This is a genomic window from Vibrio sp. M260118 (genome assembly GCF_036533755.1).
Classification (GTDB): domain Bacteria; phylum Pseudomonadota; class Gammaproteobacteria; order Enterobacterales; family Vibrionaceae; genus Vibrio.
The window spans coordinates 1-22,555 of record NZ_JATABG010000019.1 but is presented as its reverse complement, the minus strand read 5'-3'; the positions used below and the strand labels follow the sequence as shown (position 1 = coordinate 22,555).

Genomic DNA, 22,555 nt, shown 5'->3' with positions numbered 1-22,555 from the left:
CTGCGGAGTGGTAGTTCAGTTGGTTAGAATACCGGCCTGTCACGCCGGGGGTCGCGGGTTCGAGTCCCGTCCACTCCGCCACTTATTTAACCCGATGCGAAAGCGTCGGGTTTTTTAATATCTGAAGAAACGTTCCTTTTGCAAAGGAATAGAGTCCCGCTTGAACGCAAGCCCGACCGTCAGCCACTTATTAGAAAGCCTAGTCTTACGACTAGGCTTTCGTCGTTTTAGAATCCCGTTGCTGACGCAATGGGATTCTTGCGTTTAAGGAGAGCGCTAAGCTTAGGAGTCGGTCATTTCATAGGACGACGCAGGAGTGAGTAGTGAATCTCTATGGGGTTATGGTGGCTATTCTATGCACAAGCGATAACGTTTCTACGCAAAATATCTGTCTATCTAGCAGTATACAGCTACTAGAATCACAGTACGAACGGTTAAGATAAAAGATTTTGCTTAAGAAACGCCACCGCTATTTGCTTCGCAGGCGCTAATAACATCCGAAAGTTGAAACCATGTGTTCAGTTTTCTAGCGTTTTTCAGTTATCCGTAGGACGAAGTCCCTTCCCGTATCCCAAACAAAAAAGGCCACTCGAAAGAGTGGCCTTGGCGTATCTACATGAGTTCCTATGCTGCTGGGTCTTTAAATAGTTGACCAACCTACAAATTGATAATGCATTGGGTTTATGGCTGGTTCTGCTGTAGATGAATGGTGCTAGCGAATAAAACGATCATTGCTACGAGCGATCACTACTTGGTTCTTACCTTGGCGTTTTGCTTGATAAAGGGCAATGTCAGCTTCAGCGACTAGGTCATCTAGACTATCTGTGTCAGTGAGCTCGGCAATTCCGAAGCTCATGGTACATGGATGATCACTGAGATTTACTTTTACTGCAGTGGTTATTTCCTCACGTATCTCTTCGATTACTGTATACGCGTAATCAGCATCGCAGCCAAAAAGGAGAATCATGAACTCGTCCCCACCAAATCGGATAATGAAGCGCTCATCGGATTCGGGGAGGCGATTTGTAAAGACTGATGAAACGCTCTCGATTGTTTCGTCGCCCACGACATGGCCCATAGCATCATTGATCTGTTTAAAATCATCGATATCCGTCATCACTAGGCTGAGCGGTGTGGACTGCTTTCGTGCCTTTTCGACAAGCTCAGGGAGAACGGAATCCATGACGCGTCGGTTATAAAGTCCGGTTAAGGGATCTTTTAGTGAAAGATGATGGATCGATTGCAATAGTCGGGCGTTGTTAATCCAAAGCATGCTCAAGCTAATCGTCACCAATAAGATTAAGCAAAATAGATAAGTCAATGCGTGAATGTTACCTGCGGCCATAAAGTCTGTGATTTGGGGGCCGAATAGGACAATGAATGTTCGAAGTAACATAAATAGGCCATAAGCGAAAAATGGCAGTGCCATTAGCAAAATAGGCATTAAAGCATCATTGCGTTTTCCCTTGATTAACGCCCAACCACTCATCAAACAACAGGCACTAACGTACAGGCTCAGGACAATGACGCGAGCGTCTATCGATGGTTGGTGATACGTAAAATAGTAAAACAGGCAGCATGCGATGATGAACCCGACCGAAAATAGGTGTAAGACACGAATAGCAAACTCTCTTACTAAGCTCACACCATAAAGTAAGCTGAGAAAACCAAGCATAATGAACGAGTTTGCAATAATAATGGTTATCCAATCGGGCGCTTGGTCACGTAAACCCAAAAGTGCAGGCCCTACGCCGATCAATAATACGCCCATTGCGAGAGTTTTTAAGCCAGCAATGTTTTTCTGTTTAGTCTGATACAGGAACAACCCCGAAGAATAGATCAGGGAGAATATGATGACGGTGAAGTTAAGTGTTCGAATATCTAGGGTTAACTCATCCATTGATATACCTAGTAGTTACCTCGGAAAACTTTTTAACAGATAGCCACACTATTGTGGCTGACGCTAGTTTTTTTAGGTAACAAATAAGTTACAAAATGCAGAGAACTTCCAATAATTTAGTGTAATACTCGAGTGTTGGTACAGGTAATATCAACTATTTTCTTTTTCTTCCTGCTTTGCTTTTTCAATCATAGGCGTAATGGTTGAACCTTGGATTAAGATGGAGAACACGACTACCGAGTATGTCATGACTAAGACAATCTCTTTTACATCGATCAGCTTGTCTTGAATAACCCAGATGCCAGATGGAATTGACAAGGCCATTGCTAATGCCAGCCCTCCTCTTAATCCCCCCCAGGTAAGAATCTTGACCGACCAAGGGTTATATTGACGAAAACGCTTAAAGCCAATATAAGACAAGAAAACACTTAGGTAGCGAGCTGACAGTACCAGTGGCACTGAGAAGGCCATTAGAATCCAGTCCTCTTTATGGAACTCAAATAACAGCATCGACATACCGATCAGAAGGAATAAGACTCCGTTAAGGAACTCATCTACGAGCTCCCAGAAGTGATCTAGGTGGTCTTCACTCTCTTTAGAGAAACCGATAAATCGCGTCCAGTTACCCATCATTATTCCGGATACGACCATAGCTAATGGTCCTGAAACGTGTAGTACCTCAGCGAATGCATAGCCTGCAGTTGGTACCCCAATGGTAAGCAGCAGCTCCATCGAGTGATCGTCGGTAGAACTGATTAGGTAGTGGAACAGCAGACCTAAAGCAAAACCATATAAAATGCCGCCGAGCGCTTCTTGGATAAATAGCAAGGTAACACTGCTGATAGTCGGTGCTTCGTTACCGAACGCGATAGTAAAGATGGTGACAAAGATAACTAGGCCAAAGCCATCATTGAATAGGGATTCGCCTTCGATTTGAGTTGAGATTCGTTTTGGCGCGTCGAGCTTTTTTACAATCGCTAGTACAGCGATCGGGTCAGTTGGTGAGATAAGAGCACCAAATAGTAAGCAATAGACTAAGTCGAATTGAATGCCGATAAACTGGCAGAAAGCATAGAGAACAAAGCCAATAAAGAAGGTTGAGAATAAAGTCGCCCCTAGTGCTAACGCAGTAATTTCCCACTTTTGATCTTCGAGGTTAGGCAGTTTGATTCCAAGCCCACCAGCAAAGAGAAGAAACCCGAGTATCCCTTTGAGCAGAAAGTCTTCAAAGTTAATGCTCGCAACCGTGCTTGAAGCCACTTCTGTTAAATGAAACCAGTCGTTTTGGCCAGCGACAAGAATCAAGAGCGATAACATCATCGATCCTGCAGTGATTGCGATGGTGGTTTGCATTTTACCTATCTTGCTGTTTATGAAAGCAATCAACATCGCAGCAGCTGACAAAAAACAGAGCGTGTAATAGACCGACATTATAATCTCAATATGTAACAAATTGTGAATAGGGATTTTCTGCTTACTGTGTACAAATAGCAAACATTTTTTGTCATAACTAAGTCATCAATTAACTGTTTTAGACGTCTAGACTCCTTTAAAATGTGTGATAGGATGGAGAGATAAAAAAAGGAATGAGGCTGTACTGTGGGAAGTAACGTAAAGCAACAGATTGAAGCGCAATTAAAACAACGTATCTTGTTGATTGATGGTGGTATGGGCACCATGATCCAAGATTATAAACTGGAAGAACAAGATTACCGAGGCGAGCGTTTCGCTGATTGGCATTGTGATCTAAAAGGCAACAATGACTTACTGGTTCTTTCTCAGCCACAGCTTATTAAGGACATCCATTCAGCCTACTTAGAAGCAGGGGCTGATATTCTTGAAACTAACACCTTTAACGCAACTACGATTGCTATGGCTGACTATGAGATGGAAAGCCTTAGTGAAGAGATAAATTTTGCAGCAGCTAAGCTAGCGCGAAAAGCCGCTGATGAGTGGACGGCGAAAACGCCAGATAAACCTCGTTATGTTGCTGGTGTTTTAGGACCGACGAACCGAACTTGTTCTATCTCACCTGACGTTAATGACCCAGGCTATCGTAATGTAAGTTTCGATGAATTGGTTGAAGCCTATTCGGAGTCGACGCGAGCGCTCATCAAAGGCGGCTCTGATCTCATTCTTATTGAGACTATCTTTGATACCTTGAATGCCAAGGCGTGTGCTTTTGCTGTTGATACTGTATTTGAAGAGCTAGGCTTCAAGCTACCTGTCATGATCTCAGGTACTATCACCGATGCTTCCGGTCGTACTCTATCAGGCCAAACTACCGAAGCTTTCTATAACTCTCTTCGTCACGTTCAACCTATCTCATTTGGTTTGAACTGTGCATTGGGGCCAGACGAACTTCGCCCTTATGTTGAAGAGCTTTCGCGTATTTCAGAGACGTTTGTTTCTACTCACCCTAACGCTGGCTTGCCGAACGCTTTTGGTGAATATGATCTTTCTCCAGAAGACATGGCAGAGCATGTTAAAGAGTGGGCGCAAAGTGGCTTCTTAAACCTAATTGGTGGTTGCTGTGGTACCACGCCTGAACATATCCGCCAAATGGCAAACGCGGTTGAGGGTGTTAAGCCGCGTCAACTTCCTGAGCTTGTTACCGCTTGTCGCCTCTCTGGTCTTGAACCGCTGACCATCGAAAAAGAGACGCTGTTTGTCAACGTTGGTGAGCGAACTAACGTTACCGGCTCGGCTCGTTTTAAGCGCCTGATAAAAGAAGAGCAATATGATGAAGCGCTAGAAGTTGCTCGTCAGCAGGTGGAGAATGGTGCGCAAATCATCGATATTAATATGGATGAGGGCATGCTCGATGCAGAAGCGTGTATGGTGCGCTTCCTAAATCTTTGTGCCTCTGAACCAGAAATATCCAAAGTACCCATCATGGTCGACTCTTCCAAGTGGGAGGTTATCGAAGCCGGCCTGAAATGTATTCAGGGCAAGGGTATCGTCAACTCTATCTCGCTCAAGGAAGGTAAAGAGAAGTTTGTAGAGCAAGCTAAGCTGATTCGTCGCTATGGTGCGGCAGTGATTGTAATGGCGTTTGATGAAGTCGGTCAGGCGGAAACTCGTCAACGCAAGCTAGAGATATGTACTAACGCTTATAATATCCTAGTTGATGAGATAGGTTTCCCGCCAGAAGACATTATTTTCGACCCGAACATCTTTGCCGTTGCGACAGGTATTGAAGAGCACAATAACTACGCTGTCGACTTTATTGAAGCGGTTGCTGATATCAAACGTGACCTTCCGCATGCGATGATCTCTGGTGGTGTTTCTAACGTTTCATTCTCTTTCCGTGGCAACAACTACGTACGTGAAGCGATCCACGCGGTTTTCTTATACCACTGTTTCAAGAATGGTATGGATATGGGTATCGTAAACGCGGGTCAATTGGAAATTTACGATAACGTCCCTGATAAGCTACGTGAAGCGGTTGAAGATGTGGTACTTAACCGACGTGATGATGGTACTGAGCGACTGCTGGACATTGCTGCTGAATATGCAGGCAAGGGGGTTGGAAAAGAAGAGGATGCTTCTGCGCTTGAGTGGCGTACATGGCCAGTCGAAAAGCGCTTAGAGCATGCATTAGTTAAAGGTATCACTGAATTTATTGTTGAAGATACAGAAGAGGCTCGGGTTAATGCCAGCAAACCTTTAGAGGTTATTGAAGGTCCACTAATGGATGGCATGAACGTCGTTGGCGATCTATTTGGTGAAGGCAAGATGTTCTTGCCTCAGGTGGTGAAATCTGCACGTGTAATGAAGCAAGCTGTCGCGCACCTAGAACCATATATCAACGCATCAAAACAAGCGGGTTCTTCAAACGGAAAAATCTTGCTTGCGACGGTAAAAGGTGATGTTCACGATATCGGTAAGAATATTGTTGGCGTTGTTCTTCAATGTAATAACTACGAGATCATCGACCTTGGCGTTATGGTACCGTGTGAGCAGATCCTTAAAGTCGCCAAGGAAGAGAACGTCGATATTATTGGCCTATCTGGCCTGATCACCCCGTCGCTGGATGAAATGGTTCATGTCGCGAAAGAGATGGAACGTCTTGATTTTGACCTGCCACTTCTGATTGGCGGCGCGACCACCTCAAAAGCACATACTGCGGTTAAGATAGAACAAAACTACAAGAACCCTGTGGTGTATGTGAACAATGCTTCTCGAGCGGTTGGTGTATGTACTTCTCTTCTTTCTGATGAGTTACGTCCAGCGTTTGTTGAGAAGTTGGATGCAGATTACGTACGAGTACGGGATCAGCATAATCGTAAGAAGCCACGCACCAAGCCAGTAACTCTTGAACAGGCCCGTGCCAATAAAGTTGCCATTGATTGGGACAATTACACTCCACCTGCGCCAGTTAAACCGGGTGTACATGTTTTTGACGATTTTGATGTAGCCACACTGCGCAAATACATCGACTGGACTCCTTTCTTTATGACTTGGTCTCTTGTGGGTAAGTACCCTGCGATCTTGGAACATGAAGAAGTCGGTGAAGAGGCGAAGCGTCTGTTTAAAGATGCCAATGATTTGCTAGATAGAGTTGAAAGTGAGGGACTACTTAAAGCGCGTGGTATGTGTGGCTTGTTCCCAGCCGCAAGTATTGGTGACGATATTGAAGTCTATACGGATGAGTCACGCACTGAAGTGGCGAAAGTGCTGCATAATTTACGTCAGCAAACTGAGAAGCCAAAAGGTTTTAACTACTGTCTGTCTGATTACATCGCGCCTAAAGAGTCCGGTAAGAAAGACTGGATTGGCGCATTTGCCGTGACTGGTGGTATTGGTGAGCGTGAGCTTGCAGACCAATATAAGGCGGCTGGCGATGACTATAACGCTATCATGATTCAGGCGGTCGCGGATCGTTTAGCTGAGGCGTTTGCAGAACTTCTGCATGAAAAAGTGCGTACAGAAATCTGGGGTTACTCGCCAGATGAAAATCTGTCTAATGATGAACTGATTCGTGAGAAGTACCAAGGTATTCGCCCAGCTCCTGGCTACCCTGCGTGTCCTGAGCATACTGAGAAAGGTAGCTTATGGGAGTTGCTCAATGTTGAAGAGAGTATTGGTATGTCGCTAACTACAAGTTATGCGATGTGGCCAGGCGCATCGGTTTCTGGTTGGTATTTCTCTCATCCAGATTCGCGTTACTACGCGATCGCTCAGATCCAACAGGATCAAGTGCAGAGCTATGCGGATCGTAAGGGGTGGGATATGCTCGAAGCAGAGAAATGGTTAGGGCCAAACCTTAACTAAGTACAATCGATAAATAAAAAGCGCAGCCCCATTTGTTATTAAAAAGGTAGCTGCGCTTTTTAGTCTCTGAGCGTCATGATTAAATCATGATGGTTGCTAAGCCAAGGAAGACCGATAGACCGATAACATCTGTAACGGTTGTGAGCGCCATTCCCCCCGCTAGTGCAGGGTCGATGTTCATCTTCTTGAGTAGAATTGGAATGGTCACCCCAGCAACCCCAGCAACAAACAAGTTGGTGAGCATAGCTGCGGAGATAATCCCCCCGAGCATCCAGTTACCTTTCCAAGCAACGACAATACCACCAATAATCAGTGCCCACATGATGCCATTAAGCAGACCAATAGCCGCTTCTTTCATTAGAAGTTCGCGTTTGTTGGAGTCACCGATGTGGCCGAGTGCTATACCACGGATAACCAGTGCAACGGTCTGGTTACCTGCGACGCCACCCATAGAAGGGACAATGGTCATAAGAACTGCGATGGCGGCCATTTGATCCAGAGTTGCTTCAAACATATTGGATACGGAAGCTGCAGCGAGCGCGGCTAATACGTTTGCACCGAGCCAAATGCTCCGTTTACGTGCCGATTTAACTACTGGCGCAAAGGTATCTTCATCATCGTCCATACCGGCCATACTCATCATTGAGTGTTCGGCATCTTCACGGATAACGTCAACCACATCATCAATGGTGATTCGACCGACGAGATGTTGGTTCTCATCAATAACTGGAGCTGATACCCAATTACGGCGTTCAAACAGACTCGCAATATCTGAGTCACTCATGGTGACATCAATCGCTTCATCTGCGTCTTCCATTACATCACTGATCTGAACATCCGGCTGAGTGGTTAACAGAGTCGTGATAGGAAGTTCACCAATTAGGCGGCTCTCTTCATCAATAACATAGAGGGCGTCAGTGGCATCAGGCAGTTCCCCTTTCATGCGCAGATAACGCAATACTACGTCCACATCAACGTCACCACGAATAGTGATAACGTCGGTGTTCATTAAACTACCGGCAGTGTCTTCCGGATAAGAGAGGGCGGTTTCAACTAATAGACGCTCAGCTGCGTCCATCTGTGCTAGGACTTCACGTGAGACATCGTCAGGCAAGCTTCGAAGGACGTAGGCTACATCATCTGTTTCCATACCTTCGGTCGCTTCCGCGAGGGTTTCTGGTGCCATTCTTGACACCAAATCATCTTTAACGTCTTCGTTTAGTTCATCAAGAATCTCACCGTAATCTTCAGGATCGGTGAGTTGCCAAAGCACTTCACGACTTTTACGTGGAGATGCCTCTAAAAGGTGAGCAATATCTTCGGGCTCCATGTCCTGTAGTTGGCGACGGACATGGACAAAACGGCCATTTTCTAGAGCTTCAGTAACTTCTTGGAGGGCTTGGTGAGCTTGATCGAATTCTATTTGCTCTGCCATTTATTCCCCCTAACTCTTTATGCGTACAATGCTGTAAATAGTAACTTAATTTTAGAATGGATTTAATAAGTTAATGTTAAGGAAGGTGATTTAGTCGTAATTTGTAGGCCAATTACTCATCTTCATCAAACTTGTGTTCAATCAACTGACAGACTGCTTCTAGAGCAGGGTGAGCATCGCTTCCTTCCGCGTTGATAGTGACATGCTCGCCTTGAGCTGACTCTAACATCAGTAAACCCATAACGCTGTCGGCGGTGGCTTCTTTGCCTTCATGGCTTTGGATGGTAAGGATGGCATCAAATGATTGAGCCAGTTCGACAAGTTTTACGGCAGCACGAGCATGTAGGCCTAAGCGATTTTGGATTAAGACTGTACGGCTTTGCTGCGGCATAAACTATTCCTTAAGGTTTCTTTCGAGTGAAGCGTGGCGAATTTGGACTTGATGGCCCATTTGGGCAAAATACTCACCAATTTGTTGAGTGAGATAGACTGAGCGATGTTTGCCGCCAGTACAGCCAATCGCAACGGTGAGATAACTGCGGTTGTTCTTCTCTAGCATAGGTAGCCAATGATCGATGAATTTTTGGATTTGCTGCTTTAGTTCGAGCACTTCATGGTGCTGCTCTAAGAACGATTTAATTGGCGCATCCAAACCAGTTAGTGGCCTTAAATCGGGCTCCCAATGAGGATTGGGTAGGAAGCGAACATCAAATACATAGTCAGCGTCATTGGGCAGGCCATACTTGAAACCGAAGGATTGGAAAACCATCACCAAATCTTTGCGCTCACGACCTTCAACCCGCATACGAACCGTTTCACTGAGCTCATGCAATGACTGGTTGCTGCTGTCAATGACGAGATCCGCATGCTCTTTGAGAGGGGAGAGAATACAACGCTCTTTTTCTATCGCCTGCTCTAAGGATGTGTTTTCTATGCTAAGTGAAAGCGGGTGTATACGGCGAGTTTCACTATAGCGCTTAAGTAGGGTTTCTTTATTACCATCGAGGAACAGGACATTCACATCTGAACTCTGTTTGAGTTTGGTAAGCACATCTTCCACTAGGTTCGGTTCGGTAGGTAAATTGCGAATATCGATGCTAACGGCGACGTTTTGTTTACTGGTCTGAACTGACTGGATAAACATCTCTAGTAGATCGACTGGAAGGTTATCAACACAGTAATAACCAAGATCTTCGAGAACACGTAGGGCAACACTTTTACCGGCGCCGGATTGGCCGCTTACAACGATAAGGCGCATTACTGATTAACCATAATGTCGTACAGCTCTTGATCAGACTGAGCTTTACGAAGTTGTTTAAGGACTTGTTTGTCGTTTAATCGCTCTGCCATGCTCGACAGCGTTTTTAAGTGCTCTTTACATTGTGCATCTGGTACGAGTAGAGCAAACATCAGATCGACGGGACGATTGTCAATGGAGTCAAACTCGACTGGCGCTTCGCATTGCAGTAAAACTGCGATGGCTTTGTCGCTCGACTGCATACGTGCATGGGGAATGGCTATTCCATTTCCGATGCCTGTACTGCCCATCTTCTCGCGACTGAGCATACATTCGAATAGTTCGGTGGAGTTTTGCCCTGTTTGCTCAGCGACTAATTCGCTGATCATCTCTAGGGCTCGCTTTTTACTGGTACATTGGACTGCACTCTTAGTGCAGTCCAATGTAAGGATTTCGCTTAGTTGCATGGTTTTAGTGGGCGTTTAGCTTTTCTTTGTGCTTGTTAAGCTGTCGAACAAGTTTGTCGACCAGCGAATCTATAGCTGCATACATGTTTTCATCTTCTGCGGATGCATGAATTTCAGCTTGGTTTACGTGAAGGGTAGCTTCTGCGATTTGGCGGAGTTTTTCAACTTTTAATACAACATGAATACTGTTGATATGGTCAAAAAAGCGTTCGAGCTTTTGAAACTTTTCGTTTACATAGTCTTGCATTGAATCGGTTAGATCAACGTGGTGCCCATTAATATTGATTTGCATAGACTTTCCTTCTCGGTTGTAGGCCTAAAGCAGGCGTTTGCGCTGACTTGAAGGGGCTATTCCCAAAGACTCTCGATATTTTGCTATCGTCCTGCGAGCGACCTGAATCCCTTGGTCAGCGAGTAGAGCTGCAATCTTACTATCACTGAGTGGTTTCGCGCTGTTCTCAGCGGCAACCAACTTCTTAATCAGTGCGCGGATTGCAGTGGATGAACACTCTCCACCATTGTCTGTGCTGACATGGCTAGAGAAAAAGTACTTCAATTCAAAAATACCACGAGGGGTGTGCATAAACTTCTGCGTTGTCACCCTAGATATGGTGGACTCATGCATGTCGACGGCTAACGCCACATCATTAAGCACCATAGGTTTCATGGCTTCTTCACCATACTCAAAGAAATCGCGTTGATGTTCAACAATACACTTGGCTACTTTGAGCAATGTCTCGTTTCTGCTTTCTAAGCTTTTAATCAACCATTTCGCTTCTTGTAGGTTGCTACGAATATACTGGCTATCGGCACTGCTGCCTTTGCCTAGCGCAGCATATTGCTGATTGACCTTTAGCCTAGGAACGGAGTCTGGGTTGATGGTGACTACCCATTTGCCGTGATCTTTAAATACCGATACATCAGGGATCACATACTCAGCGTGTTCTGAAGCGATTCGACTGCCCGGTCGTGGGTCGAGTTGCTGAATCAGCTTAAGAACTTCACGCAGCTCCGCTTCTTTAAGCTTAGTCTCTTTGATAACGAGTTTGTAATCTCGATTGCCTAATTGATCGATATGGTCGTTGAGGACTAATTTCGCTTCAGTAAGCCAAGGGGTATCCTCTGGGAAGGTGGCAAGCTGAAGTAACAAGCAGTCCTGTAGATTGACAGAAGCGACGCCGAGAGGATCAAACTGCTGTACGCGTTTACGTACCGCCTCTATCTCTTCGATTTCAATCTCTTCATTGTCAAAACTTTCTAAGATATCTTCGGTAGAAACGGTTAGATATCCATAGTCATCAATAGCATCGATCAATGCTAGGGCGATAGTGCGGTCGGTTTCGCTAAATGGCGTTAAGTCGAGCTGCCAAATGAGGTAATCTTGCAGAGATTGGGTGGTTTCACCTTGATAGACAGGTGCATCGTCATCCAGAGCGATACCAGTGCTGCCTGTGTTGGCACTATATACATCTTCCCAAGTGGTATCGATTTCTAGGTCGTTGCTGATTTCTGATTTTTCGATTAGCTCAGAGCTATCTTTGACATCAGGCTCTGCGGCTTCAGCAACTTCGACGGTAGGTTCTTTCTCTTCGTTGCGGTTGCTCTCTTCCGCAGACGGCTCATCACTGGTCTCTTCAACCTCAAGTAGAGGGTTTGAATCCAAAGCCTCTTGAATCTCTTGTTGAAGATCTAGCGTTGACAGTTGCAACAAACGAATCGCTTGCTGCAATTGAGGTGTCATTGCTAACTGCTGTCCTAGCTTGAGTTGTAATGAGGGTTTCATTCAGTATTATTTGCCTTAATCCTAGAGAATCTTACCGTTCTTTCCTTTAATCATAGACGGAATTGTTCGCCGAGATAAACTTGTTTTACTTGCTCGTTATTGAGGACTTGGTCTGGCGTCCCCTCCGCGATGAGGTGGCCTTGGCTAACAATGTAAGCCTTTTCACATACATCCAGCGTTTCACGAACGTTGTGGTCGGTAATCAAAACACCCAATCCACGATCTCTTAAATGCTCAATGATCTTTTTAATGTCGATAACCGAGATCGGGTCAACACCTGCAAATGGCTCATCCAGTAGAATGAACTGAGGGTTGGCTGCTAGAGCACGGGCAATTTCTACACGGCGACGTTCACCACCTGATAATGCCATACCCGCACTGTGGCGTATGTGCTGAATGTGGAATTCTTCTAACAAATCCTCAAGCTTGTCTTGGCGCTCTTCGCGAGTCATCTCTTCGCGCGTTTCGAGAACGGCCATAATATTGTCTTCAACGGATAGCTTGCGGAAGATTGAAGCTTCTTGTGGAAGGTAGCCTATCCCCATCCTTGAGCGACTATGCATTGGCAAGATGCTGATATCTTCACCATCAATAGTAATCGCCCCTTCGTCTCGAGCAACTAAGCCAACGATCATATAGAAAGAGGTCGTTTTACCTGCACCATTAGGACCGAGTAGCCCGACGATTTGCCCGGACTCTACCTGTAAGCTTACGTCAGTAACGACGGTTCGGTTGCCGTATGTTTTTGCTAAGTGCTCAGCTTTAAGTATTGCCATAATTATTCTTGTACTGCTTGTGGCTGAAGTACGGTAGAGACGCGATCTCCCTTCTCTTTACCGTCAGCAATCAGCTTTTGTGAAGAGATTTTGTAGCGAATCTTGGTGCCACGGATAATGCTGTCATCTTGTGAGAGCATTGCTTGATCGATCATGGTTAACTGATCGTCGACCATGACGTAGTAAAGCTCTTTCGCTTCGCCATACAAAGTCTTGCCATCATCAGTTAACTGAGAAAAGGTTGCCAAATCACCGTACCCTTCGATTTCTCGGATTGAGCCATCTTCAGGATCTCGCGTCACAATAACTTTGTCAGCGTTGATATTGATACTGCCTTGTTTGAGTTTTACCTCACCAAGGAAGGTTACTTTATTGCTCTGCATGTCCAACTGCTGGCTGTCAGAGTCGATGTAAACCGGCTGGTCTTGGTCGGTCGATAGTGCAAAAGCTTGGCTCGACAGTAATAAACAAGAAATCAGACTAAGGTGTGATAGTTTCATATCTACTTTGTACGCGATTGTAAAGGGTAGCGTGATTATCAGCGAAATTGCCGGTCATCGCTTGCCCTAAAGTTTCAAATTGAGGCCCAACCATAATTACTTGGTCATCGGCCCAAAAATCTCGGCTGTCTAGTTGGATGTTCATAACGTCGGTAGACAAAGTATCAAAACCTGAATCAGGTAATAAGTTTGTCGCCAAAACGTCTTCGTAAAGGGTCAACACATGATCTTTACTCAGAACTCCACGGACGGCTGTTACTTCCCACTCTAAGGTGGTGCCTTCCTTATACACTTTAAGGACAGGCTGATCAAAAATTGTATTACCACTTTTCGAGTAGTGGTCGAGGTTAACCGATGTAATAACGTAGCTCCGAATTCCTGCCTCGTTATAAGAGGTGTTAACTAGGTTTTCGCCACTAAACATCGGGAGCTCTGTATCTGGCTCAACTTGGATATCATAACCTTGCTCCTTATCGAAAAGATAGTAAGCAGACCAGCATATTGTGAACGCTAGTATCAGGTATCCAATACGAGATAGACTCATATACTTAGACCTTTATGAACGTCTAGTTCGTTTCGTGCTTGTAGAATTAGGTCGCAGACTTCTCTTACTGCTCCATGCCCACCTCGAATCGAGGTCACGTAGTTGGCTCGCTGTGCCAGCAACGGGTGACCATCTGCTACACAAACTTTTAATCCAACTTTTTCCATTACTGGCCAATCGATAAGGTCATCACCGATATAACCTGTTTGCTCTGGGGCGATGCAGAGCTTGTCGCAGATATCTTGATACGCTTTGATTTTATCATCTTGCCCTTGATAAATAAGCTTAATACCCAGTGCCGTCATGCGGTTTTCAACGATTTGAGAGCGCCTGCCAGTGATAATGGCAATCTCAATCCCCGCATTCATCAACGACTTTACGCCATAGCCGTCACGGGTATGAAATGTTTTAAGTTCTTCGCCGTTGTTACCCATGTAAATGAGTCCATCAGAGAAGACACCATCTACATCACAGATTAATAGCTTTATCTGTTTGGCAATATCTAGGATGGATTGTTCCACTGGTTGATATAAAGTTTCAATCATTTTCGACATTACATCACCCCAGCTTTTAACAAATCATGCATATTTAGCGCACCAACGACTTTGCCATCTTTACAAAGAATAAGGCCATTGATGCTTTTATCTTGCATTAGGTTGAGCCCTTCAGCCGCGAGCATGTTTGGTGCTGCAGTGGTTGGATTGACTGTCATTACTTCACCGATCACAGAGCTGTGAATATCGACGCGTTTATCGAGAATTCGGCGTAAATCACCATCGGTAAAAATCCCAACTAGCTGCTGGAGGTCATCCACGACCGCTGTCATGCCCAAGCCTTTTTGGCTGATTTCAAGTAAGGCATCTCTAACTAGGGTATTTGGCGTTACTAGCGGTAAGTCGTTTCCAGTATGCATGATATCGGACAGCTTCAGCAGTAGTTTTCTGCCCAACGCGCCTCCCGGGTGAGAAAGGGCAAAGTCTTCCGCAGTAAAGCCACGCGCTTGCATTAACGATACTGCCAATGCGTCACCCATTACTAGCGTCGCAGTGGTGCTTGATGTCGGAGCTAGCTCAAGTGGGCATGCTTCCTTCGGTACGGTGATTTGTAGATGCAGGTCTGACAGTTTGGCCATATTGGATTGTGGCTTGCCTGTCATACTGATGATTTTGATGTTGAGACGCTTAAGTACTGGAAATAGCGCTAGGATCTCACCAGACTCACCTGAGTTTGAGATAGCCAGAACGATATCGCCTGGCGCAACCATACCTAAATCGCCGTGAGCCGCTTCTCCAGGGTGGACAAAGAATGAAGAGGTTCCGGTACTCGCTAACGTGGCAGCAATCTTATTGCCGACATGGCCAGACTTACCTATACCCATAACCACGACCTTACCCTCTTTGTTCGCCAAGATAAGTTCACAGGCTTTAACAAAATCTTCGTTTAGGTACTGGTCCAGTTGTTGAAGGGCGGCAATTTCGTTTTTTAGTACTTCTAGCGCCGTAGAGCGAAAATCAAACATACAATACTCCGGAAATAATTAGGCAGTCATGTTCATGACTAGGTAAGCCTGATAACCAATAAAGCAGCAGAATAGGGCAGCGCCCTCAAAGCGATTGATACTTCGTGATTTGCCAAGGGCCATCGCTACCAATAAAAGTGATACGCCAAGCATGACCCAGAAATCACGTCCCATCGCGTACTCACTTAACACTGAAGGGTTTAGGATGCCTGGGATGCCCATCACCGCGAGGATATTAAACACGTTAGAGCCGATGATGTTACCTACTGCCATATCATCTTCGCCTTTCATCACACCAGCGAGTGATGCCGCAAGTTCTGGCAGACTGGTGCCTACTGCGATAATGGTTAGGCCAATGACGAGATCACTCATGCCGAAGTATTGAGCGATAATCACGGCGTTGTCGACCAGTTCGTCAGCGGCGAGGGGGAGAATTATTAAACCAATAACCACCCACATTGCGGCTTTAGCGTTGCTCACTCCTTCAGGGACTTCTGACTCTTGCTCTTCAATAAGTGCGTCGCCATTTTTCTGCTCGTTGCGGCTAATGCGTAGCATGGTGAGAATAAAGGCGGCGAAAAGAACGAACAGTAATACGCCTTCATAGAAACCTAAGTGGCTATCCCATAACAAGATACCTGCAAGTAGGGTAACGCCTATCATAAGTGGTAGCTCACGACGCAGAACACCAGAGCTGATCGATAATGGTTTGATGAGGGCTGTTATACCAAGGATTAAAGCGATGTTCGCAATGTTCGAACCTAATACATTGCCTACTGCGGTATCTGTTTTACCATCCAGAGCGGCCGTTGCCGAAACCATCATTTCAGGCGCTGAAGAGCCCATTGCAAGGATGGTCATGCCGATAACCAGAGGAGAAATTCCTATGTTTCGAGCGAGAGCAGCGGCGCCAAATACTAACTTGTCGGCACTCCACACCAAAAATACCAATCCAATAATGAGAAACACAACGGCTTCGAGCATGATGATTCCTAATCAATATACAACGAGAGAATTTAACCGTTAATTTTGACGGTTTGAGGGTAAAAAGAAAAGCAGTTCATTCAATTAATTGCGAACACGCAACGTGCTTCAGCAACTTAAGGCCGATTATACGGTGTTTAGACGATAATTCGACTGACTCACATTTAATTGAACGGTGCTTTTAATTCCTATTGAATGTGCTTATGATTGCCCATTCTCAAAGGAACAAATATGAGTCCAGAATGGAATCCGAAGACCTAGTTACCATCAATCAGCTAACGTTTTCTCGTGGTGAGCGTAAGATCTTTGACGATGTCAGCTTACGTGTGCCAAAAGGCAAAGTAACGGCAATCATGGGACCATCTGGGATTGGTAAAACCACACTGCTACGTTTAATTGGTGGGCAGATCTACCCTGAAAGCGGAGAAATTTGGTTTGATGGCAATAACATTCCCGCGCTAAGCCGAAGCAAACTCTATCAGCAACGTAAAAAAATGAGCATGCTCTTTCAGTCAGGGGCATTGTTCACTGACCTGTCTGTTTTTGACAACGTTGCCTTTCCTTTGCGCGAGCACACCGAGCTTGATGAGTCGCTTATTCGAACATTGGTGCTATTAAAACTCGAAGCCGTTGGTCTGCGCGGCGCGGCTCAATTGATGCCGAGCGAGCTGTCTGGTGGTATGGCAAGGCGTGCTGCTTTGGCTCGTGCCATCGCCCTAGATCCTGAGCTCATCATGTACGATGAACCTTTTGTCGGCCAAGACCCGATAACTATGGGAGTGCTGGTGGAGCTGATTCGTAATTTAAATCAAGCGTTGGGGGTGACTTCAGTGGTCGTTTCTCACGACGTACCTGAAGTCATGAGCATTGCGGATTGGGTATATATATTGGCGAATGGAAAAATTATCGCTAGTGGTACGCCTGATGAGCTGCACAGCAATACTGACCCACAGGTTCAGCAATTTCTCAAAGGAGATGCGGATGGTCCGGTGCCTTTCCGCTTTCCATCTCAACCTTTAGCCAAGGAGCTCTTCTTATAATGTCAGGCTTGGTTAATTTTGTCGCCTCTGTTGGCCGTCGCGCTATGGCGGTTTGTGAATCCTTTGGTCGTGCAAGCCTGATGCTATTCGGCGCTCTAGCGAGTAAACCTCAGCCAATTAAAAACTTACCTCTGCTTGTCAAACAGCTGCATAGCGTCGGTGTGCAGTCGTTGATCATTATTGTGCTGTCGGGTTTATTCATTGGTATGGTGCTGAGCCTGCAAGGCTATGTGATATTGGTCGATTTTGGCGCGGAAGGTGCCTTGGGTCAGATGGTTGCGCTCTCTTTGCTGCGCGAATTAGGCCCTGTGGTTACTGCGCTGCTCTTTGCTGGACGCGCTGGCTCAGCGTTGACCGCAGAAATTGGCTTGATGAAAGCCACAGAGCAGCTATCGAGCATGGAAATGATGGCGGTTGACCCACTTAAACGTGTTATTGCCCCTCGTTTTTGGGCGGGTGTTATTTCCATGCCGCTGTTAGCGATGATTTTTATGGCGGTTGGCATATGGGGCGGACAGCTTGTCGGTGTTGACTGGAAAGGGATTGATCACGGTAGTTTTTGGTCTGCGATGCAGGCATCAGTAGAGCTAGGTCAAGACATAGGTAACAGTATGGTTAAGAGTTTTGTCTTTGCCATCACAGTGACTTGGATTGCACTATTTAATGGATATGATGCAATCCCTACTTCGGAAGGGATTAGTCGAGCTACGACGCGCACCGTTGTCCACTCTTCTTTGGCGGTACTTGGTCTAGACTTTGTACTGACTGCCTTGATGTTTGGTAATTAATGATGTTTGGTAATTAATGATGTTTGGGAACTAATCATGCAACAAACTCGAAAGATTGAATTATGGGTTGGCAGCTTTGTTATTGCTGGAATTTGCGCGATTCTAGTGATGATTTTTCAAGTCGCTGACGTTAAGGGGCTAGGCTCCAACGATACTTACACGCTCAAGGCTGAGTTTGACAATATCGGTAGTTTAAAAGTGCGCTCTCCAGTAAAAGTTGGTGGTGTGGTTGTTGGTCGTGTGACGAATATCGGGCTCAATCAAGAGTCGTTATTGCCAGTTGTGACCATGGCAATCAACGGTGCTTACAACCAGTTTCCAGAAACCTCAAGTGTGAAAATACTTACTTCAGGCTTGATTGGAGAGCAGTACATAGGTTTAACGCCAGGCTTTATTTTTGATGATGAACAGATGCTTGTTGAAGGTGATTTCATTGAGGATACTAAGTCAGCGCTCGTGCTGGAAGATTTAATCGGTCAAGTGCTTTATAGCGTTGGCGGTTCAGAAGAGTAGGGAGAAAATAATGTTTAAGAAGTTAGTACTTACTCTGATTTCTGTGTTTATGTGCTTTAATGCCTCGGCAAGTGAAATCGATAAAACCCAGCCTTATCAAATGATGAAGCAGGTTTCAGAACTGGCATTTGAAAGATTGAAATCAGAACAAGATAAGGTTCAAGACGACCCTGAGTATCTTAAGGTTATTGTCGACGAAACTTTAATGCCCTATGTGAACGAAAAGTATGCTGCGCTTAAGGTATTAGGCCCCAACTTACGTGGTGCTAAACGCGAAGACGTCGGCCAGTTTATTGTTGCGTTCCGAGCTTACTTGGTAACCTCGTATGCGCAAGTGTTAACTCAGTATACCGATCAGACTATCGAGTTCGGCCCAGAGCCAAAGCTAGACCCAAAGAAAAGCATTACAGGTATCAAAGTAGATATTGTTGATACGCCGCGACCAAATATTAAGCTAGAGTTCAAGTTGCGTCGTGATAAGAACACGGGTGAGTGGCAGGCATTTGATATGATTGCTGAAGGGATAAGCCTGTTGTCGAGTAAGCAATCGGAATGGGCAACTAAGCTAAGGCAAGAGGGGATCTTGTCTGTTGCTCAAGAACTTGAAGAGCTTGCTAAGCAACCGATTCGAATTGAGAGCAAATCTTAATATGGAACCGAAATGGCAGCAAGTAAGTGATAGTCAGTACTCACTTAGAGGTGATTTGAATCGGGACACTGTCCCGGCGTTATGGCCCTTACTTCAATCAATAGAATTTCATTCTCAGCAAACAGAGTTGTCGCTTAAAGACCTCACAAGGGTAGACTCCGCTGGGATGGTGATGCTGATTCATTTAATAGAGCATGCAAAAAAACAAAACTGTCATATAATGCTCAGTTTCGTGCCGGAACAACTGCGCACATTATTTCAGTTGAGCAATGTTGATGAGTTCATTGCTGAGCATTTATAAAGCACTACAGGGGTGAATTGTGGATAGCGCAAAAGTACAACAGATTTTAAACGAAGCACTGAATTTAGAAGAACTGCACGTAAAGGGAGAGGGCAGTCACTATGAGGTAGTTGCTGTTGATGCTAGTTTCGAAGGAATGAGCCGCGTTAAAAAACAACAGTTTATCTACGCACCACTGATGGAATACATCCAAAGAAATGATATCCACGCAGTTTCTATTAAGGCTTACACTCCTGAAGAGTGGGCTCGTGATAAGAAGTTGATGTCACTATAAGGTTTAATAATGGAAAAGTTTCGAGTTACTGGTTCTAAACAACCACTGGTTGGTGAAGTAACCATTTCAGGTGCCAAAAACGCTGCACTACCTATTTTATTTGCGTCTATTTTGGCTGAAGAGCCAGTAGAAGTGGCGAATGTGCCACGCTTGCGTGACATCGACACTACTATGGAGCTACTAGAGCGTTTAGGCGCAAAAGTAGAGCGTAATGGCTCTGTCCATGTAGACCCTAGCTGCATCAATGAGTATTGTGCGCCATACGACCTAGTTAAGACTATGCGTGCTTCAATCTGGGCTTTGGGGCCATTGGTCGCTCGTTTTGGTCAAGGTCAAGTCTCACTGCCAGGTGGCTGTGCGATTGGTGCTCGTCCAGTTGATCTCCATATCCATGGTTTGGAGCAGCTAGGCGCGACGATTACCCTTGAAGATGGTTACGTAAAAGCGAACGTCGATGGACGCCTGAAAGGTGCCCACATAGTGATGGATAAAGTCAGTGTTGGCGCGACGATCACTGTGATGTGCGCTGCGACTTTAGCTGAAGGTAAAACCGTTCTTGATAATGCAGCGCGTGAGCCTGAGATCGTTGATACGGCAGACTTCCTGAACAAGCTTGGTGCAAAAATTTCTGGCGCAGGTACAGACACCATTACTATCGAAGGCGTTGAGCGTCTAGGTGGCGGTAAGCACTCGGTTGTTGCAGACCGTATCGAAACAGGTACATTCCTGGTTGCTGCGGCTGTATCGGGCGGTAAAGTGGTTTGTCGCAATACCAAAGCACACCTACTTGAAGCGGTACTGGCTAAGCTAGAAGAGGCTGGTGCGCTAGTACAGAGCGGTGAAGATTGGATTTCTGTTGATATGACAGACAGAGAGCTTAAAGCGGTAACAGTGCGTACTGCGCCACACCCAGGCTTCCCAACTGACATGCAGGCACAATTTACGCTACTAAACCTAATGGCGAAAGGCGGCGGCGTGATTACAGAGAACATCTTTGAGAACCGCTTTATGCACGTGCCTGAGCTAATGCGTATGGGCGCGAAAGCTGAGATTGAAGGTAACACTGTTATTTGTGGTGATGTTGATGAACTGAGTGGTGCTCAGGTAATGGCAACTGACCTACGTGCTTCTGCAAGTTTGGTTATTGCTGGCTGTATTGCCAATGGTGAGACCATTGTTGACCGTATCTACCACATCGATCGCGGTTACGACAAAATTGAAGACAAGCTGTCTGCTCTTGGCGCAAAGATTGAACGTTTTCGCGATTAACGATAAAATCAGCTAACGATTGTAAGCCGAAACGCGAGTTTCGGCTTTTTTATGAATACTAGATAAGTTAGAGTCTGCACCTATTAATCTTTGACTCTGCACCTTGGAGAACCACAATGATTGCACTATTACGTGTATTGGCTGTTGCGATGTTTGCAATTGTGATGTTTGTATTTGGCTGTGGTTATTGCTTATTAAGCCCACGCAATCCAAAGCACGTGTTCACTTTCGGACGCATGTTTGGAAAGATGTCGAAACTGTTTGGTATTTCGCTTGAGCTGCGTCTCCCTGAAGACGCCTATGAGCGCGGTCAGCATATTTATATTGCTAATCACCAAAATAACTGGGATCTGTTTACTGTATCTTCTGCAGTGACCCCTAAAGTGGTTACGGTTGGCAAGAAGAGCTTAGCGTGGATGCCGTTGTTTGGTCAGCTTTACTGGCTGACTGGTAACATTCTGATTGACCGTGCTAATCGCTCTAAAGCAAAAGGTACTATCGATCAGGTAGTCGACAACCTAAATAATAGCGATGTATCTATTTGGATGTTCCCAGAAGGTACGCGTTCACGTGGTCGTGGTTTACTACCATTCAAAACGGGTGCCTTCCATGCAGCGATAGCCGCTAATCTACCTATTGTTCCTATTGTATGTAGCTCTACGGGTGGGATTAAGCTAAACCGTTGGAATAATGGTCATGTGATTATCGAGATGCTGCCACCAGTCCAAGTGGATAGCTACAGCAAAGAGAACGTACGAGAATTGGCGAATGTATGTCGCGAGCAGATGGAAGCTAAACTCGAAGCTCTAGATAAAGAGGTTGCACTACGTAATCAGCAAGAGGGTGTTAAAGCTTAATTAGCGCGTATTATGCAATGTATTTAAAAACTCAGTCGAAAGGCTGAGTTTTTTTATGCGCTAAATATAGAGAGCAGCAGATAGATTGGTTTGGATCAAACTAGGAGTAGTAGATACGAAAAAGCCTCATCAAGTGATGAGGCTTTCTCTAATATGGCTTCCCCTACAGGGATTCAACGCGGGCGGCTAGCACGGTTCGATGCTTCGGCTGAGGCATTTACTTGGAACAAGTGAGTCGCAGCGAAAAACGAAAAAAGCCAAGTCTTACGACTTAGCTTCTTGAAGATGGCTCCCCCTGCGGGACTCGAACCTGCGACATACGGATTAACAGTCCGCCGTTCTACCAACTGAACTAAGGGGGAATTATTCAGTTAAGAATCGATATTCCTAACAAAATAAATGGTGCCGACTACCGGAATCGAACTGGTGACCTACTGATTAC

General features: G+C 45.5%; 23 protein-coding genes and 2 tRNA genes. 10 read left to right on the top strand and 15 right to left on the bottom strand.

All coding sequences use genetic code 11. From position 1 onward, the window contains the following. Nucleotides 1-4: 4 nt before the first annotated feature. Nucleotides 5-81, top strand: a tRNA-Asp gene (locus QTO00_RS02645). A gap of 631 nt (nucleotides 82-712) precedes the next feature. Here QTO00_RS02645 and QTO00_RS02640 read toward each other — a convergent pair. Next, on the bottom strand, nucleotides 713-1,900 hold the full coding sequence (locus QTO00_RS02640) for a GGDEF domain-containing protein (protein ID WP_331422782.1): 1,188 nt from the start codon (nucleotides 1,898-1,900) through the stop codon (nucleotides 713-715). Nucleotides 1,901-2,050: 150 nt separating this feature from the next. Then, the gene (locus QTO00_RS02635; protein WP_331422780.1) at nucleotides 2,051-3,331 is read right to left on the bottom strand and encodes a cation:proton antiporter; all 1,281 of its coding nucleotides are present in this window, start codon (nucleotides 3,329-3,331) and stop codon (nucleotides 2,051-2,053) included. 168 nt (nucleotides 3,332-3,499) lie between these two features. Between QTO00_RS02635 and metH the strand changes: the two genes are divergently transcribed. Continuing rightward, a complete protein-coding gene (gene metH, locus QTO00_RS02630) occupies nucleotides 3,500-7,177 on the top strand; it encodes a methionine synthase (protein ID WP_331422778.1) in 3,678 nt (1,225 codons plus the stop codon). Between the two features lie 79 nt (nucleotides 7,178-7,256). On the opposite strand, the gene mgtE is transcribed toward metH, so the two are convergent. The 12 genes from mgtE to QTO00_RS02570 form a co-directional block, all read right to left on the bottom strand. After that, nucleotides 7,257-8,612, bottom strand: coding sequence for a magnesium transporter (gene mgtE, locus QTO00_RS02625; protein ID WP_331422776.1), 1,356 nt, complete (start codon nucleotides 8,610-8,612; stop codon nucleotides 7,257-7,259). Between the two features lie 112 nt (nucleotides 8,613-8,724). Next, nucleotides 8,725-9,003 (bottom strand): HPr family phosphocarrier protein, encoded by a 279-nt coding sequence (locus tag QTO00_RS02620; RefSeq protein WP_038208152.1) that lies wholly within the window; start codon nucleotides 9,001-9,003, stop codon nucleotides 8,725-8,727. 3 nt (nucleotides 9,004-9,006) lie between these two features. Next, nucleotides 9,007-9,870, bottom strand: coding sequence for an RNase adapter RapZ (gene rapZ, locus QTO00_RS02615; protein WP_331422775.1), 864 nt, complete (start codon nucleotides 9,868-9,870; stop codon nucleotides 9,007-9,009). After that, entirely contained in the window at nucleotides 9,870-10,316 is a 447-nt protein-coding gene (gene ptsN / locus QTO00_RS02610; protein ID WP_331422772.1) for a PTS IIA-like nitrogen regulatory protein PtsN, read from the bottom strand. The genes rapZ and ptsN overlap by 1 nt, the downstream gene beginning before the upstream one ends. Nucleotides 10,317-10,320: 4 nt before the next feature. Continuing rightward, on the bottom strand, nucleotides 10,321-10,608 hold the full coding sequence (gene hpf / locus QTO00_RS02605; protein ID WP_038208144.1) for a ribosome hibernation promoting factor: 288 nt from the start codon (nucleotides 10,606-10,608) through the stop codon (nucleotides 10,321-10,323). Nucleotides 10,609-10,632: 24 nt separating this feature from the next. Then, a complete protein-coding gene (locus QTO00_RS02600) occupies nucleotides 10,633-12,099 on the bottom strand; it encodes an RNA polymerase factor sigma-54 (protein ID WP_038208141.1) in 1,467 nt (488 codons plus the stop codon). Nucleotides 12,100-12,149: 50 nt separating this feature from the next. Then, nucleotides 12,150-12,875, bottom strand: a complete 726-nt coding sequence (lptB, locus tag QTO00_RS02595) for an LPS export ABC transporter ATP-binding protein (protein ID WP_038208138.1) — start codon at nucleotides 12,873-12,875, stop codon at nucleotides 12,150-12,152. 2 nt (nucleotides 12,876-12,877) lie between these two features. Continuing rightward, nucleotides 12,878-13,375, bottom strand: coding sequence for a lipopolysaccharide transport periplasmic protein LptA (gene lptA, locus QTO00_RS02590; RefSeq protein WP_038208136.1), 498 nt, complete (start codon nucleotides 13,373-13,375; stop codon nucleotides 12,878-12,880). Next, nucleotides 13,356-13,919: an LPS export ABC transporter periplasmic protein LptC gene (lptC, locus tag QTO00_RS02585; protein ID WP_331422769.1), complete on the bottom strand. Its 564-nt coding sequence runs from the start codon at nucleotides 13,917-13,919 to the stop codon at nucleotides 13,356-13,358. Before lptC ends, lptA begins: the two co-directional genes overlap by 20 nt. Then, nucleotides 13,916-14,473 carry a 3-deoxy-manno-octulosonate-8-phosphatase KdsC gene (gene kdsC, locus QTO00_RS02580; protein ID WP_038208130.1) on the bottom strand — a complete coding sequence of 186 codons (558 nt, stop codon included), beginning with the start codon at nucleotides 14,471-14,473 and terminating at the stop codon, nucleotides 13,916-13,918. The genes lptC and kdsC overlap by 4 nt, the downstream gene beginning before the upstream one ends. After that, nucleotides 14,473-15,438 carry a KpsF/GutQ family sugar-phosphate isomerase gene (locus QTO00_RS02575; RefSeq protein WP_331422768.1) on the bottom strand — a complete coding sequence of 322 codons (966 nt, stop codon included), beginning with the start codon at nucleotides 15,436-15,438 and terminating at the stop codon, nucleotides 14,473-14,475. Before QTO00_RS02575 ends, kdsC begins: the two co-directional genes overlap by 1 nt. Before the next feature lie 18 nt (nucleotides 15,439-15,456). After that, nucleotides 15,457-16,422, bottom strand: a complete 966-nt coding sequence (locus QTO00_RS02570; protein WP_331422766.1) for a calcium/sodium antiporter — start codon at nucleotides 16,420-16,422, stop codon at nucleotides 15,457-15,459. 242 nt (nucleotides 16,423-16,664) lie between these two features. On the opposite strand from QTO00_RS02570, the gene mlaF reads away from it, so the two are divergent. The 8 genes from mlaF to QTO00_RS02530 all read left to right on the top strand — a co-directional run bounded on the left by mlaF (nucleotide 16,665) and on the right by QTO00_RS02530 (nucleotide 22,113). Then, nucleotides 16,665-17,462: a phospholipid ABC transporter ATP-binding protein MlaF gene (gene mlaF / locus QTO00_RS02565; protein ID WP_038208121.1), complete on the top strand. Its 798-nt coding sequence runs from the start codon at nucleotides 16,665-16,667 to the stop codon at nucleotides 17,460-17,462. After that, entirely contained in the window at nucleotides 17,462-18,250 is a 789-nt protein-coding gene (gene mlaE, locus QTO00_RS02560; protein WP_038208118.1) for a lipid asymmetry maintenance ABC transporter permease subunit MlaE, read from the top strand. Before mlaF ends, mlaE begins: the two co-directional genes overlap by 1 nt. Before the next feature lie 36 nt (nucleotides 18,251-18,286). After that, nucleotides 18,287-18,763, top strand: a complete 477-nt coding sequence (gene mlaD / locus QTO00_RS02555) for an outer membrane lipid asymmetry maintenance protein MlaD (protein ID WP_038208115.1) — start codon at nucleotides 18,287-18,289, stop codon at nucleotides 18,761-18,763. Between the two features lie 10 nt (nucleotides 18,764-18,773). Further along, nucleotides 18,774-19,412 (top strand): phospholipid-binding protein MlaC, encoded by a 639-nt coding sequence (mlaC, locus tag QTO00_RS02550; protein WP_331422763.1) that lies wholly within the window; start codon nucleotides 18,774-18,776, stop codon nucleotides 19,410-19,412. Between the two features lies 1 nt (nucleotide 19,413). Then, nucleotides 19,414-19,713 (top strand): STAS domain-containing protein, encoded by a 300-nt coding sequence (locus QTO00_RS02545; protein ID WP_331422762.1) that lies wholly within the window; start codon nucleotides 19,414-19,416, stop codon nucleotides 19,711-19,713. A gap of 19 nt (nucleotides 19,714-19,732) precedes the next feature. Next, on the top strand, nucleotides 19,733-19,987 hold the full coding sequence (ibaG, locus tag QTO00_RS02540) for a BolA family iron metabolism protein IbaG (protein ID WP_038208107.1): 255 nt from the start codon (nucleotides 19,733-19,735) through the stop codon (nucleotides 19,985-19,987). Nucleotides 19,988-19,996: 9 nt separating this feature from the next. Next, the gene (gene murA, locus QTO00_RS02535) at nucleotides 19,997-21,256 is read left to right on the top strand and encodes a UDP-N-acetylglucosamine 1-carboxyvinyltransferase (RefSeq protein WP_331422760.1); all 1,260 of its coding nucleotides are present in this window, start codon (nucleotides 19,997-19,999) and stop codon (nucleotides 21,254-21,256) included. A 116-nt stretch (nucleotides 21,257-21,372) separates the two neighbouring features. Continuing rightward, nucleotides 21,373-22,113: a 1-acylglycerol-3-phosphate O-acyltransferase gene (locus QTO00_RS02530; protein ID WP_038208103.1), complete on the top strand. Its 741-nt coding sequence runs from the start codon at nucleotides 21,373-21,375 to the stop codon at nucleotides 22,111-22,113. Between the two features lie 286 nt (nucleotides 22,114-22,399). Here the strand turns inward: QTO00_RS02530 and QTO00_RS02525 are convergent. Further along, nucleotides 22,400-22,475: transfer RNA gene (locus QTO00_RS02525), tRNA-Asn, on the bottom strand. Nucleotides 22,476-22,555: the final 80 nt, after the last annotated feature.